General features: G+C 62.3%; 14 protein-coding genes. 7 read left to right on the top strand and 7 right to left on the bottom strand.

The window, feature by feature from the left end; translation table 11 throughout:
- Positions 1 to 3 precede the first annotated feature (3 nt).
- Positions 4 to 747, bottom strand: coding sequence for a YcbK family protein (locus AC0Z42_RS03475; protein WP_485466852.1), 744 nt, complete (start codon positions 745 to 747; stop codon positions 4 to 6).
- Between the two features lie 113 nt (positions 748 to 860).
- Positions 861 to 1,697 carry an EAL domain-containing protein gene (locus tag AC0Z42_RS03470; RefSeq protein ID WP_485466851.1) on the bottom strand — a complete coding sequence of 279 codons (837 nt, stop codon included), beginning with the start codon at positions 1,695 to 1,697 and terminating at the stop codon, positions 861 to 863.
- Positions 1,698 to 1,934: 237 nt separating this feature from the next.
- Between AC0Z42_RS03470 and AC0Z42_RS03465 the strand changes: the two genes are divergently transcribed.
- Positions 1,935 to 2,744: a class II glutamine amidotransferase gene (locus AC0Z42_RS03465; protein WP_485466850.1), complete on the top strand. Its 810-nt coding sequence runs from the start codon at positions 1,935 to 1,937 to the stop codon at positions 2,742 to 2,744.
- A gap of 239 nt (positions 2,745 to 2,983) precedes the next feature.
- Here AC0Z42_RS03465 and AC0Z42_RS03460 read toward each other — a convergent pair whose 3' ends face one another.
- Complete coding sequence (locus AC0Z42_RS03460; RefSeq protein WP_485466849.1) at positions 2,984 to 3,526, bottom strand: GNAT family N-acetyltransferase; 543 nt, start codon at positions 3,524 to 3,526, stop codon at positions 2,984 to 2,986.
- Between the two features lie 301 nt (positions 3,527 to 3,827).
- Here AC0Z42_RS03460 and AC0Z42_RS03455 point away from each other — a divergent pair, with 301 nt between their 5' ends.
- Positions 3,828 to 4,865, top strand: a complete 1,038-nt coding sequence (locus AC0Z42_RS03455) for a sulfate ABC transporter substrate-binding protein (RefSeq protein WP_485466848.1) — start codon at positions 3,828 to 3,830, stop codon at positions 4,863 to 4,865.
- 167 nt (positions 4,866 to 5,032) lie between these two features.
- Entirely contained in the window at positions 5,033 to 5,251 is a 219-nt protein-coding gene (locus AC0Z42_RS03450; RefSeq protein WP_436545119.1) for a TOBE domain-containing protein, read from the top strand.
- A gap of 59 nt (positions 5,252 to 5,310) precedes the next feature.
- Here AC0Z42_RS03450 and AC0Z42_RS03445 read toward each other — a convergent pair whose 3' ends face one another.
- On the bottom strand, positions 5,311 to 6,060 hold the full coding sequence (locus AC0Z42_RS03445; protein ID WP_485466847.1) for a LytR/AlgR family response regulator transcription factor: 750 nt from the start codon (positions 6,058 to 6,060) through the stop codon (positions 5,311 to 5,313).
- Positions 6,057 to 7,316, bottom strand: coding sequence for a sensor histidine kinase (locus AC0Z42_RS03440; protein WP_485466846.1), 1,260 nt, complete (start codon positions 7,314 to 7,316; stop codon positions 6,057 to 6,059). The genes AC0Z42_RS03445 and AC0Z42_RS03440 overlap by 4 nt, the downstream gene beginning before the upstream one ends.
- 403 nt (positions 7,317 to 7,719) lie before the next feature.
- Between AC0Z42_RS03440 and AC0Z42_RS03435 the strand changes: the two genes are divergently transcribed.
- On the top strand, positions 7,720 to 8,598 hold the full coding sequence (locus tag AC0Z42_RS03435; RefSeq protein ID WP_485466845.1) for a serine hydrolase: 879 nt from the start codon (positions 7,720 to 7,722) through the stop codon (positions 8,596 to 8,598).
- Here AC0Z42_RS03435 and AC0Z42_RS03430 read toward each other — a convergent pair.
- Complete coding sequence (locus tag AC0Z42_RS03430) at positions 8,595 to 9,701, bottom strand: aldo/keto reductase (RefSeq protein WP_485466844.1); 1,107 nt, start codon at positions 9,699 to 9,701, stop codon at positions 8,595 to 8,597. The two genes, AC0Z42_RS03435 and AC0Z42_RS03430, sit on opposite strands and share 4 nt — an antisense overlap.
- A 92-nt stretch (positions 9,702 to 9,793) precedes the next feature.
- Here AC0Z42_RS03430 and AC0Z42_RS03425 point away from each other — a divergent pair, with 92 nt between their 5' ends.
- Positions 9,794 to 10,393 (top strand): TetR/AcrR family transcriptional regulator, encoded by a 600-nt coding sequence (locus AC0Z42_RS03425; RefSeq protein ID WP_485466843.1) that lies wholly within the window; start codon positions 9,794 to 9,796, stop codon positions 10,391 to 10,393.
- A gap of 15 nt (positions 10,394 to 10,408) precedes the next feature.
- Here the strand turns inward: AC0Z42_RS03425 and AC0Z42_RS03420 are convergent, their stop codons facing one another.
- Complete coding sequence (locus AC0Z42_RS03420) at positions 10,409 to 11,332, bottom strand: DMT family transporter (protein ID WP_485466842.1); 924 nt, start codon at positions 11,330 to 11,332, stop codon at positions 10,409 to 10,411.
- Between the two features lie 109 nt (positions 11,333 to 11,441).
- Between AC0Z42_RS03420 and AC0Z42_RS03415 the strand changes: the two genes are divergently transcribed.
- Both AC0Z42_RS03415 and AC0Z42_RS03410 read left to right on the top strand, forming a co-directional pair.
- A complete protein-coding gene (locus AC0Z42_RS03415) occupies positions 11,442 to 12,368 on the top strand; it encodes a LysR family transcriptional regulator (protein WP_485466841.1) in 927 nt (308 codons plus the stop codon).
- 50 nt (positions 12,369 to 12,418) lie between these two features.
- Entirely contained in the window at positions 12,419 to 13,276 is an 858-nt protein-coding gene (locus tag AC0Z42_RS03410) for an oxygenase MpaB family protein (protein ID WP_485466840.1), read from the top strand.
- The last annotated feature ends 2 nt before the right edge of the window (positions 13,277 to 13,278 follow it).

The following is a 13,278-nucleotide window of genomic DNA, read 5'->3' as shown; positions in this document are numbered from 1 at the left end:
GCGTCAGCCCTTCCAGGTGCGCTGCAAGCCGGTATCGGCATGGATCCAGCCGCCGCGCGGGCCAGCGCGGTAGTAAAAACCGACGCCGCCCTGCTTGAAGCTGCGCACCAGCGAACCGAGCACTTCCGAATTGAGGTTGGCCACGCGGATATCGGCCGCCTTGCCCGAAATATGCAGCGACTGGCGCGCGGCGGGTACCCCTGCTTCGCGCAGCCGGCTGTTCGATTCGGCCGTGCGGTAGCCAGACAATATCTCCAGCGGCTGCTCGATGCCATAACGGGCGATGAAGGCCTGCGTGCCCCACAAGGTCTCGAACAGTTTCGGATCGATCGGCGCCGTCTTCTTGCCGTTGACGTCGCGCAGCAGATGGCACAGCTCCTGGTAGGCCGAATCGATGACTTCGCCATCTTTCCAGTACAGCAGCCTGGCCTTCTCATTGCTGGCCGGGCGCACCACTTCCAGGGTGCGCGGCTTGAGCCAGAATTCCAGGTCGAGGATCTGCGCATCGAAGATGTCGGGCGGCGGCGCCATTTCCGTGATCGGCGCACCGCGCGGCGTGGTGATGGCGCGGTCAACGCTGGCCAGTTGCTGCGGCGGCACGCTGGTCTTTGGCATGCGTGGCTTGGCGCCGGCCGAGGCCATTGCCGGTTTCTCGGTGCGTGAAGCGCAGCCGATCAGTGGCGTGGATACCAGTCCGATGGCGGCCAGGCCCATGCCGTGTTGTAGAAAATTCCTGCGCGTTGCCATAGTCAGTCCCCGATAAAACAATGGGGAATACTATAGCGTATTGTGCCGCGAAGAAAAACCCTCGTCGCTATCGTGCCACCCTCATTTCACGCTATTTTCCATTCTGTAATGCTTCAGGCAACCGTGGCGATGCGCGGCTCAAGCGCCGCAGCCAATGCCAGCGAACTGAGCGGCTTATCGAGCAGATAACCCTGGGCCACGATCGGCAGGCCGGTGGCCTCGGCGATGCGCTGCAGGGCCTGCAACGCGGCGGGCGTGTCGAGGCGCTTGAAGACCACGCGTATGTTCGCCGCGTGGCACAGGGTGACAAAATTGGCCGCCGCGTTTTCATCGCTGAGGTTGCCTGCATCGAGCTTGAAGCTGTGCGGGTGCAGCCGCTCCAGCAGGCCGATGGCTTCGTTGACGCTGTTGACATGGATCGCCAGGCGAAAGCCGTTGCGGCGGTAATTGTCGGCCACGTAATTCAACAGCCAGCTCTGGTTGGCGGTCACCGTTGGCAGTTGCAGCACGATGCGCTCGATCGGCAGGCCCAGCGCGTCGAGGATGCGCTGGAAAGCGTGGCCGTGGTTGCTGCTTACCGCACTCAACAGCCGGTCGTGCACGTTCAGGTACAGGTCGGCCTGCTCGGCCTCGGGCTGGCGGAAAAAGTTAATCGCGTGCAGCATGCGGCACAGCCGGTCGAGTTCCACCGATTCATCGTCGCTGGCCGCGTGATCGAGCAAGCGCCACAGCGACAGCCCTTCGTCGTCGCGCGACACGCTGCGCGCCAGGCCTTCATAGGCAAGCACCTTGCCGCTTTCCAACTCGCGCAGCGGCTGGAAGGCGCTGGTCATGGTGCAATTGAAAAAACGGCCCAGCGCCCTGCCCTCGCCATCCAGCCAGACACTGGTGCCGGCCTGCGTCTGGTGCGACAAACGGGCCAGGTAATTTTTGAGGACGGGAAATGGCATGCTGACTCCTTCGTTAGGCTGCACCGTGCGCCGCCTCGTGGATGGCGCGGTGCCAAAGCGTGCAGATTAAGGCAGCGCGGCGCGGGCGTGAACGAATGCTTTCGCCATTCGATATGCGCCCAGCAAATAAGCGTGGCCTTGGCGCAACGGCATATGCATATGCGGAAAAAATCCTTTTCGGCAAAGCGTGCTGCCCTTACTGTGAGCCTGTACCGATATCAGCAGGAGGATACTTATATGTGCCAGTTACTCGCCATGAACAGCAGCAAGCCCGCCGCCCTGGGTTTTTCCTTTGCCGGCTTTACGGAACGGGGCGGCCGCACCGGCGAGCATCGCGACGGCTGGGGCATCGCCTTTCATTCCAGCGAAGGCTGCACGCTGCTGACCGACCACCTGGCCGCCATCGATTCGCCGCTGGCCAAGCAGTTGCACGAGAAACCGGTCAAGGCCAGAAATATCGTCGCGCATATCCGCAAGGCCACGCATGGCCGCATCGCACCGGAAAACACGCATCCGTTTGCCCGCACTTTATGGGGCAAGACCTGGTCGTTCGCGCACAATGGCGAACTGAAGGCATGGACTTCGCCGCAGCACGACGACTACCATGCCGCAGGCGATACCGACAGTGAGCAAGCCTTCTGCCATCTATTGGCCGCGCTGCGCACGCGCTTTCCCGACGGCGAACCGGCGCGCGAGGCGCTGCGGGCGGCCATCGGCGAGATCGCAGCCGAGATCGCCAGCAACGGCAGTTTCAATTTCATCCTGTCCGACGGCGAACTGCTGTACGCCCACTGCTCGACGCATTTGCACTATGTGATACGCGAATATCCGTTTTCCGTAGCGCAACTGATCGACTGCGAGCGCAGCATCGACTTTCGCCAGCACAACCACCTTGACGACCGCATCGCCGTCATCGCCACCCATCCGCTGACGGAAAACGAACCATGGACGGCGTTTGCGCCGGGCGAATTGAAAGTGTTTGCAGGCGGCGCGCTGCTGCAGGAAGTGGCGCCCAAGGGCGCCGTGTATATCCAGATCAGTTACTGAAGAGAATTAAAACACCAGTCGCAAGCAAAGGCACATCGGGCCAAGCGGGCCTGAAAAATGTCGAGGGCAAGGCGCAGCGACGAAGACAGTACGCCAGTACGGCGAGGAGCTGCAACGCCGCCATCGGCATTTTCTCGGGCGCGCGTCTCCGGCCCGCCATCTTCACGTTTTTTGCCTTGCACCTTTGAATATGTCGGATAGCTTGACTTCAGCAAGCTGGTCACGGCAAGTGGAAAAACTCAGACCGAATTGCAGTTGCAAAAACGCTTGCGCTTCGGGTCCGCCTTGGGGTCGCCCGTCACCAGGCAAGCCGGATCGAGCGCCTTCCAGCAGAAAATCGTTTCCACGCCATACGGCGAGCGCACGTTGCCCGCCTCGGCATAGCCCTGCTTGGCAAAGAATGCCTGGCCGCTGGCCGTGCTGTGCAATTGCAGCGCCTTGATGCCCCATAGCTTGGCTTGCGCTTCCAGTTGCTCCACCAATGCCGTGCCGGCGCCGCGGCGCTGCGCTTCGGGCAGCAAATAGCACAGCGCCAGCTTGCCGGCGCGCGTCAACAGCGCCACGCCCACCACCACGCCTGCCTCGACGGCCACCAGCGCAAAGTTGGTGGGCGAGGCAAACCAGCACGCCACCATCTGTGGTGTTTTATTGCCCAGCCAGGCTTCCAGGATGGCCGGATCCTGCCGGTGGTCGAGCGCGCAGCATTCGACGATGGAACGCCGCAATACCCTGCACGCCTCGACGGCGTCGGCCGATGTTGCAATACGAATTTCAAGACTCATGGATACTCACAAATTATTACGGTTGCCGATACAGGAGGTTTCACCCTGCAGCGCGCGATTCCGACTATACACCAAGCGGCGCGATCCGGTTTTTTCGCGCCGTGCCACCAGCAGGCTCTGCCAATGGCGGACTGGTTCAGGCTAAGCGCTGGCGAACGCCTTGCCCACGAATGTTTTCAAAAATCCATATCTGTTTTTTGATGGAAAACGCGATTCTATCTAAGCATATTACGAAATGTTCGTTTCCTTTTCGGCCAGAATTTTAGACTATGTCCCTCTGCAACCACAACACGAGAAAAACATGTCCAAACAAAACACCACCTTGCCGCTTTCCCACCTGACGCGCCGCTGGTTCCTGGCCGGCGCCATGGCTGTCAGCGCCATGGGCTTGCCGATGGCGGCCGGCGCCGCCGAACCGGTGGTGCTGCTGAACGTGTCGTACGACGTGATGCGCGAACTGTTCAAGGACGTCAACCCGGCCTTTATCGCCGAATGGCAAAAAAAGACCGGCGAAACCATCACCATCAAACAGTCGCACGGCGGCTCGAGCAAGCAGGCGCGCTCGGTGGCCGATGGCCTGGAAGCATCGGTCGTGACCATGAACCAGGCCAATGACATCGACCTGCTGGCCGACCGCGGCCTGGTGGTGGCCGACTGGGCCAAGAAATTCCCCAACAACGCCGCACCGTTTTACTCGACCATGGTGTACCTGGTGCGCAAGGGCAACCCGAAACAGATCAAGGACTGGGACGACCTGGCCAAACCCGGCATCAAGGTGATCGTGCCCAACCCTAAAACTTCGGGCAACGGCCGCTATACCTATCTGGCGGCCTGGGGCTATGCCGTGAAAAAAGGCGGCACCGAAGCGCAGGCGCGCGACCTGGTAACGCGCCTGTTCAAGAACGTGCCGGTACTCGATGGCGGCGGCCGTGGCGCCACCACCACCTTCACCCAACGTGAAATCGGCGACGTGCTCGTCACGTTCGAGAACGAAGTGCAACTGGTGCGCAAGGAATTCGGCGATAACTTCGAAGTGGTCTACCCGAGCGTATCGATCCTGGCCGAGTCACCGGTGGCCGTGGTCGACAAGGTGGTCGACCGCCGCGGCATCCGCAAGGAAGCCACCGCCTACCTGCAATACCTGTACTCGGAACCAGGCCAGGAATGGGCCGCCAAGCACTTCCTGCGCCCACGCTCGGCCACGGTCGCCAAGAAATACGCGGCCAGCTTCAAACCGATCAACCTGTTCACGGTCGACGAGGTATTCGGCGGCTGGAAGCAAGCGCAAAAGAAACACTTTGACGACGGCGGCGAGTTCGACAAGATCTACCAGAAATAATCAGTCGCAGCCCACGCTGCGCTTTATTTGAAAAAATCGCCTGACAGCAATGTTCAGGCGATTTTTTGCATATGGGTATGCAAATCGATTCGTTTGCAAACCCCTCATAAAACCTTACTCTGTCCCTGTCGCGCCAACCGGCGTACCCACCAGCAAAAGGACAGACCATGGCTATCTCGGAAATCAATGTACGTAACCAGTTTCGCGGCAAGATCAAGGAAATCATCGAAGGCTCCGTCGTCTCCGAAGTCGATGTCGAGACCCCGCACGGCATCGTCACCTCGGTCATCACCACGCGTTCGATCAAGGACCTGGACCTGAAGGTGGGCAGCGAAGTGATCGCGCTGGTCAAGTCGACGGAAGTGTCGATTGCAAAGATTCAGTAAGAGCATGCCATACCATTGCAACGCCCCGCCAAGCGCGGGGCGTTGGCGTTAACCGGCAGCTAATCGCGAAACAGATAGGTAAACGTCCTGCTCACCGGCAGCTTTTCACTACTCCCCTTGACCAGCACCTGCATGCGTTCGGCGTCGATGCGTTCGGCCGCTTCGATGGCTTTCACGTTGACCATGGTGCCGCGGTGGATTTGCCAGAACTGGTCCGGGTCCAGGCCGCCCAGCAGGTCTTTCAGGGGCGTGCGCACCAGCGCTTCCGAGCCGGCCAGCACCACGCGCGTGTATTTGGTGTCGGCCTGGAAGAACAGCACGTCGTCGATATCGATCAGGCGGATCTGCTTGCCGACGCTGGCCCTGATCCATTTCATCTTTTCGCGTGGCGGCGCCGGCAGCGCGGCGCGCAGCGATTGCAGCAGGTCGGCCATGTCGGCCGGCTGGGCGCCGAGTTTTTCGCGCAGGCGGGACAGGCTACGCTGCAGGCGCTCGACCTGTACCGGTTTCAGCAGGTAATCGACGGCGCCGGCGTCGAACGCGTCGACCGCATACTGGTCGTAGGCGGTGACGAACACCACGTGGGCGCGCTTGCCGATGCGCTGGGCCACTTCCAGGCCGGACAGGCCCGGCATGCGGATGTCGAGAAACACCACCTCGGGTTCGTGCTCCAGGAAACCATCCCAGGCGTCGTTGCCGTTTTCGGCCACCAGCACGATGCGCGCTTCGGGCCAGGCAACGGCCAGCATGGTTTGCAGGCGTTCGCGCATCAAAGGCTCGTCTTCGGCAATCAGGATGGTAGTGTTCATGCGGCGGTTTCTTTCAGGCTGGATGCCATTTTGATGGGTAATAATATGTCGGCGATCACGCCGCCCTCTTCGCCGTCACGCAGGCTCAAACTGGCGGACGGGTCGGACAGGCGCAGCCGGCTGCGCACGTTTTCCAGGCCCAGGCCGCCTTCCGGGGCATGCCCGGCGCCGCCTTGCGGCAAGCCCATGCCCGTATCCTGCACCCGCAGGCGCAGCATGCCGTCCACTTGCTGCGCCGACATGGTGATCTCGCCGCCACGCAGCGACGGTTCGATGCCGTGCTTGATGGCGTTCTCGGCCAGGGTCAGCAGGATCATGCTGGGGATGGCCGCGTGCGCAAATTCGGCTGGCAAGTCCAGCGCATAGCGCAGCCGGGAACCCATGCGCGCCCGCATTACGCGCAAATACGCCGCCACCATCTCGAACTCGCTTTGCAAAGGCACGTGTTCGCTGCGCATCTCGGCCAGGCTGGCGCGCAAAAAGGCGATCAGGTCGGCCGTCAGCGCCGCCGCTTTGGGGGCTCCGTCGGCACCCTGCTCGGCCAATTGCTGCACCGCGCCCAGGGTATTGAACAGGAAATGCGGCTCGATCTGGGCGCGCAGCAGGCGCAGCTGCGATTCGCTCAGTTCGCGCGCCAGACGGTCGCGCTCGGCATCCTGCTGCAGCTGCAAGGTCAGCGCTTCGTACTGGCGGTTGCGCCACTTGGTGACGATGGCCAGCGGCACCAGGTAAAACAGCACCGCCACCAGCAAGGCGATGCCGCCCACGCGCAGCAGGCGCTCGAACGCCAAGCCCATGGAGCCGGTATCGCTCAGGCCGGCCAGCAGCACGCCGGTAACCACCCCGGCCGCGCAGGTCGACACGATCAGCAACAGTTTCTTTATTGTCTGGCGCGTGGACCTGCGGTAATTGAACCAGACGCCCACCAGCCCCCACACCAGCGCAAACCCCAGGCCATTGCTGAAGAGCAGGGCCTTGAGCAATTCGAACCTGGCCGGCAATGCCAGGTACAGCGCGAAGCCGATAGCGCTGAACAGCAGCATCAGCTTGAAGGCGGCGATATAAAACCCGGCGCCACGGTATTTGAGCAGGAAATCATGCAATTGCTCGCGCTCGATCGGCGTCAGGGTCGACAGATTGCGGGCGATGCAGCGGCGCACACGGCCCTGCACCTGCGCCGCCATTTCCGGGTGCTTCAGCACCAGCAGCGATTCATCGTCGACGCTGCGGTACCAGTCCCTGTATTTTTTCAACATGTTGCGCTCTCCGTGGTCGTTGATTCAAACATGAATGCAGTCTACGGCGGCGGCCTTTGCAGGCACAGCGGCGGGCGACGAAACACGAAGCGGCAGGCCTCAACGACGAAAGCGCCATAAGAGTCCGCCAAGATTGCTGAAATAGTACGAAGTTTCCGAGATGAAATCAATCAGTGGGCGAGAATTTTCACTCCGGCAATAGTCCGTGATTTATTTTGCCTGATTGGTCCAAAATGGGGTTGACGAGCCCGTGTGCCGTAGACATTGCCAGCTTGTTGATGGTATCTTCTATGCTTGGCAAATATTGCTTCAGAGATACATGTCACGCCTGCGGACATGGTCGCCCTTTTGCGCGCAGCGCCCTCCCGTGGCGCCCCAAAACTGCTTTCCCAGACAAAATCCAATGCTTAAAAAAATCTTCGCCGCCGTGCTGATGACACTATCCACAGCGGCCATCGCCGTACCCTTCGGTTCCCAGTCCATCCTGGTGGTCGAAGACGGTACGGGTAAAGTCCTGCTTGAAAAAAATGCCAACGTGGTCGTGCCCATCGCTTCGCTGACCAAGCTGATGACGGCTATGGTCGTGCTCGATTCCAAAGCCAATATGAAGGAAGAAATCCTGATTGACCAGGAAGACGTCGATATGCTGAAACACAGCACGTCGCGCGTACCGGTTGGCGCCACATTGACGCGCCATGATGTGCTGCAACTGGCGCTGATGTCGTCCGACAACCGCGCCGCCGCGTCGCTGGCGCGCACCTACCCGGGCGGCCCGACGGCGTTTGCAGTGGCCGTCAACGCCAAGATCAAGGCGCTGGGCATGCGCCAGACCGTGATCGAAGAGCCGACCGGCCTGTCGCCGAATAACCAGTCGACCGCCGCCGACCTGGTCAAGATGGCCGTGGCCGCTTCGCGCTACCCGGAAATCAGCCGCATCACCACCGATTCGAAAGACGTGATCCAGATCAAGGGCCGCGACGTGGAATACCACAACACGAACCGCCTGGTGGGCGCCAAGGGCTGGGATATCGGCTTGTCGAAAACCGGCTTTACCAATGAAGCGGGGCGCTGCCTGATCATGCGCATCAAGTCGGCCGGCAAGTTCGCCACCATGATCTTGCTCAACGCGCGCGCCAATTCCGTGCGCGCCATGGACGCGGTCAATATCCGCCGCATGCTGGCGGCCGAAAACGGCGTCGCCGAACCGAAAGTGGTGCGCGCTTCGGCCAGCCGGCATAAGAAGGCACCGGCCAAGCCATCGAAGCGCCGCCGCGCCCGTTAAACCTGGCGGACGGAACTGCCGCCAAATACCGCATGCTGGCGCAACAAGGGCTTGAACAGGCTGTACAGCATTTTTTGTTCGGGCATGCTGACGGTGTCGAGCGCCTCACGATGCTGCGGTGACAGCACAATATCGACCGCGGCAACATTGTCGGCAACCTGCCCTGCGCGGCTTGCGCCCATCAGTGTCGCCGCCACTCCCGCGCGCGCAGTCACCCACGCCAGCGCGATCTGCGCCTGGCTGTAGCCGCTGTCATTGGACACTTGCTTGAGCGTGTCCAGAATGGCCCAATTTCGCTCGGTAAATAATGTATCGCCAAACGGATTGGCGCCATCGAGGCGCTTGTCTGCGTCCGGGCGCTCCTGCCCGGCTGGCGCGGCGTCGCGCGGCAAGCCGGCCGGTCGCGGCGAGGCGCTTTCTACGCTAGCGCGGTCATATTTTCCCGTCAGCAGGCCGAATGCCAGCGGACTCCACGGCACGATGCCCATCCCGAACTCCGCCGCCAGGGGCATGAATTCGTCCTCGATATCGCGGTTGGCCAATGAATAAAAATACTGCAGCGCAATCGGACCCGGCATGCCGCGCAGCGCTGCCAGGGTAGCGAGCTTGGCGATATACCAGGCCGGTGTGTTCGACATGCCCCAGTAACGAATTTTTCCCGAGCGAACCAGGGCCGCCATGGTTTCCAGCAACTCCTCGGCCGGCGTGACCGAGTCCCACACATGTATCCAGTAGAGATCGACATGGCCGGTGCGCAGCCGGCGCAATGACGCGTCGAGCGAAGCGTGGATATGCCGGGCGCCATTGCCGCCAGCATGCGGCCCCTGGCCATTGGCAAAACCCGATTTGGTGGCCAGTACCATACGCTCGCGCAAAGCGCTGCCCTCGCCGCCCAGGAATTTTCCCAGCATTTCTTCGCTGACGCCACCGGCATAGACGTCGGCGGTATCGATGAAATTGCCACCCGCGTCAAGGAAGGCGTCGAATACCTCGCGCGACTGCGCTTCGCCGGAACCCCAGCGCGCCGTGCCGAAAGTCATGGTGCCGAGGCAAAACGGGCTGACCACCAGGCCCGAACGGCCGAGGGTACGATAGTCTGTCATGGGCATGGCTTTACTTTCCGAGTGATTGATAGGAAAATAGTAGTCGAGTTCTCCAGGCAGTACAAGACATTTCCTATCGATCACTAAACTATATGAGCGAGACCATCAAGAAGAAAGGACGGCCGCTGTCGTTCGACCGCCAGGACGCCTTGCAAAAAGCCATGCTGCTGTTCTGGCAACATGGCTACGAGGCCACCTCGCTCAATGACATCACGGCAGCCCTGGGCGTCAAGCCGTCGAGCGTGTATTCGGCATTCGGCGACAAGAAAGGGCTGTTTCTCGATGCCATCGGCCTGTATCTGTCAGGCCCCGTCACGTCGGACAGCATCATCGACGAAGCCCCATCCGCACGTGCAGCGGCGTGCGAGCTGCTGCGCGTTGCGGCCATCGGTTTTACCGGCAAGGACACGCCACCGGGTTGCCTGTTGGCCAGTTCGGCGATCAGCTGCTCGGATTCGGCAAACGACGTCAGGCTGGAACTGGCGGCGATACGGCGCGCCATCGAGGCGCGCCTGCACGCAAAAATCCTTGCCTCGATCGAGCAGCAGGCGCTGCCGGACGATACCGACGCCGATAGCCTGGCGGCCATGACCATGGCCGTGATCCAGGGCATGTCGACCCTGGCACGCGATGGCGCATCGCGGGACAAGTTGCTGGCAGTGGGCCATGCAGCCATGCGGGCGTGGCCATAGGTTTGGAGCAGCTCCTTATTTGCCTGGCCGGTTGGTCATGATGACGCCGGCAATCGTCACCGCCCCGCCCACCAGCATCGAGGCCAGCACCGGCTCGCCCAGCAAACCGGCCGCCAGCACGATGCCGAACACCGGCACCAGATTGTTGAACACGGCCGTGCGCGATGGCCCGATCGCTTTCACGCCCTCGTAGTACCAGACAAAACCGATTACCGTGCCGAACACGCCAAGATAGCCGATGGCGGCCCATACCTGCCAGCCGAAGCTGCGCCACGGCACGCCGGGAAACTCGAACGCCGCCCCCACCAGCAGAAACGCCAGGCCCCACATGGCGGCATAGGTGGTGGCGGCCACCGGGCTCAGGCCCTTCAGCGCCACGCGCCCGATCAGGGTATAGGCGGCCCAGCTGGAAATGCCGCAAAACATGAATATCTCGCCGGTGCCTATGCCGCCGCCATTGCCGTGCAAGAGGCCCATCAGGTCGCCGCGCGTGATCACGATGGCCGTGCCGCAGAACGCCAGCATGATGCCCAGCCACTTGAAGGAACCGAGGCGCTCGCGAAACAGCAGCGCCGAGGCCAGCGCCGTGACGATCGGGTTTAGCGCCACGAACAGCGCCGTGCGACCGGCTGGCATGCGCGACAGCGCCGCCAGGAAACACAAGTTATAAAGAAAAATGCCGGTCAGGCCCAGCGCGGCGGTGGTCAGCAGTTGCTTGCGGTCCAGGCGAGGCAGGCCGCCTTCGAATTTCCAGGCCAGCAGCACCAGCAGCACCACGGCCACGCCAAAGCGGCCGCTGGCGGCGGTCATTGGCGGCATTTGCTGGGCCAGCACGCGCCCGGCGATAAAGGTGCCGCCCCAGAAAAGGGCGACAAAAATCAGTTTGATATAGACCAGTGGCGACTGGCTGGCAAGCGATGGAACGGCAATGGTGCGCATGGTGAGTCCTGTGATGCCGCTTGTGCGGCGGGTGGTGTGCGTATATATTAATACTAATACCGGCTCATGAAATAATGAGCAAACACTCATACCGATACCGAAGCCCGCGATGACCTTTACACAACTGGAAATCTTTACCCTGGTGGCCGAGCTGCGCGGCTTTTCCGCCGCCGCCATGCAGCTGGGCATCAGCCAGTCGGCCGTCTCGCATGCGTTAAAGGCGCTGGAAAAAGAGATGGGCGTGGACCTGATCGTGCGCCACCAGGCCTCGGCCGAGCTGACCGAAGTAGGCCGCCAGCTGCTGCTGCGCGCGCGTGAAATCCTCGGCCTGTCCGAAGCGATGCGCCAGGAAGCGGCCGATGTGCTGGGCCAGCGCCAGGGTTCGCTGCGCATCGGCTCGTTCGGCGCCACCTCGTCGTTGAATCTGCTGCCGGCCATCACGGCGAAGTTCAAGGAGCGCTATCCCGGCATCGAGCTGCGCATCGACGAAGGCGCCGACCATGAGGTGGTGCAGTGGATACGCGAGCGCCGGGTCGACGTCGGTTTCTTGGTGCTGCCCGACGAGCGCTTCGATACGGTGCCGCTGGTGGAAGACCAGATGATGGCGCTGCTGCCGCGCAGCCATGCGCTGGCCGGCAACGCATCCGTCACGCTGGCGCAGCTGTGCGTTGACCCGTTCATCATGTCCGAAGCAGGCTGCGCGGCCCTGATCGAACCGCTGTTCGCCAATGCCCGGCTGAAACCCGATGTGCCCTACCATATCAGCCAGATGATCACGATTTTCGACATGGTCAGCCGTGGCACGGGGGTGTCCATCGTGGCCGAACTGGCGCTGCCGCAGCGCCTGGCCAGCCAGTATCCGGAACTGGTGGCGCTGCCGCTCGATCCGCCCGTACTGCGCAAGGTGGGGCTGGCCGTGCGCGACCGGCGCCAGAACACGCCGGCCACCGAGGCCTTCCTGACGCTGGCCAGGCAGATGGCTCCCGCCCTGATGCCCGGGCGCATGCATGTGCAGGCCGGCCTCGGTTTCCGGTAGTATCGATGGCAAGGCCATCATGTTGATGCGCTGCCTGCCGGAGACCGCCCATGCTCGACCAGCTGAACAATCTGATGCACCCGCCGCCCGGCATGCAGGTCGACTTCAGCCAGCCGGCGGGCGAACCGGCGCTGGCACCAGCGCACGGCGTGTCCTGGCGCGTGTTCGCCAATCCGGTTTCCCTCTTCGTCGGCGGCGCCGCGGCGGTACTGCTGGAACTGGCCGAGCCGTCGGTACGTTCGGGCGTGTGGGATCACAGCAGCTTCCGCCGCGATCCTGCGCTGCGCATGCGGCGTACCGGCTTTGCCGCCATGATGACCGTCTACGGCGCGCGCTCGGCAACCGAGAAACTGATCGCGCGCGTAGTAAAGATGCACGGCCATGTCGAAGGCACGACGCCCGATGGCGTTGCCTACCGCGCCAATGATCCGCGCCTGCTCGACTGGGTCCATGCCACCGCCACCTTCGGCTTTACCGAGGCGTATCACCGCTATGTGCGTCCGCTGGGCGCCACCGGCAGGGACGCCGCCTTCAACGAAGCACAGCATTCTGCGCTGCTGTACGGCGCGACCGGCGCGCCGCGCTCGTGGGGCCAATGGGAAACGCTGCTCGCTGCCACCGCGCCAGGTCTGGAAGGCTCGGAAATACTCGCCGATTTCATGCGCATCATGTCCGAGGCGGCCATCCTGCCGGCATCGATGCGCTGGCTGCAGCGCCTGCTGATGCGTGCCGCCGTCGAGATGACGCCCGAACCCGTGCGTTCGCTGCCGCAGCTGCGTGGCCGTGGCCTGCGCCCGGGCGAAGCGACGCTGGTGCGCACGCTGGCGCGCCTGGCTGGGCTACTGCCGATGAACGATGCCCCGCCAGCACAGGCGGCACGCCGGCTGGCGGCAAGCGCTGCCAGCTGACA

The sequence above is a fragment of the Janthinobacterium sp. 1L-D-8-B-C4 genome (assembly GCF_057291295.1).
This window is presented reverse-complemented; position numbering and strand designations above follow the sequence as displayed.

Bases quoted from the DNA above. Each gene is read 5' to 3' on its own strand.
- AC0Z42_RS03475 (WP_485466852.1), bottom strand. From the start codon at position 747: ATGGCAACGCGCAGGAATTTTCTACAACACGGCATGGGCCTGGCCGCC.
- AC0Z42_RS03470 (WP_485466851.1), bottom strand. From the start codon at position 1,697: ATGCCATTTCCCGTCCTCAAAAATTACCTGGCCCGTTTGTCGCACCAG.
- AC0Z42_RS03465 (WP_485466850.1), top strand. From the start codon at position 1,935: ATGTGCCAGTTACTCGCCATGAACAGCAGCAAGCCCGCCGCCCTGGGT.
- AC0Z42_RS03460 (WP_485466849.1), bottom strand. From the start codon at position 3,526: ATGAGTCTTGAAATTCGTATTGCAACATCGGCCGACGCCGTCGAGGCG.
- AC0Z42_RS03455 (WP_485466848.1), top strand. From the start codon at position 3,828: ATGTCCAAACAAAACACCACCTTGCCGCTTTCCCACCTGACGCGCCGC.
- AC0Z42_RS03450 (WP_436545119.1), top strand. From the start codon at position 5,033: ATGGCTATCTCGGAAATCAATGTACGTAACCAGTTTCGCGGCAAGATC.
- AC0Z42_RS03445 (WP_485466847.1), bottom strand. From the start codon at position 6,060: ATGAACACTACCATCCTGATTGCCGAAGACGAGCCTTTGATGCGCGAA.
- AC0Z42_RS03440 (WP_485466846.1), bottom strand. From the start codon at position 7,316: ATGTTGAAAAAATACAGGGACTGGTACCGCAGCGTCGACGATGAATCG.
- AC0Z42_RS03435 (WP_485466845.1), top strand. From the start codon at position 7,720: ATGCTTAAAAAAATCTTCGCCGCCGTGCTGATGACACTATCCACAGCG.
- AC0Z42_RS03430 (WP_485466844.1), bottom strand. From the start codon at position 9,701: ATGACAGACTATCGTACCCTCGGCCGTTCGGGCCTGGTGGTCAGCCCG.
- AC0Z42_RS03425 (WP_485466843.1), top strand. From the start codon at position 9,794: ATGAGCGAGACCATCAAGAAGAAAGGACGGCCGCTGTCGTTCGACCGC.
- AC0Z42_RS03420 (WP_485466842.1), bottom strand. From the start codon at position 11,332: ATGCGCACCATTGCCGTTCCATCGCTTGCCAGCCAGTCGCCACTGGTC.
- AC0Z42_RS03415 (WP_485466841.1), top strand. From the start codon at position 11,442: ATGACCTTTACACAACTGGAAATCTTTACCCTGGTGGCCGAGCTGCGC.
- AC0Z42_RS03410 (WP_485466840.1), top strand. From the start codon at position 12,419: ATGCTCGACCAGCTGAACAATCTGATGCACCCGCCGCCCGGCATGCAG.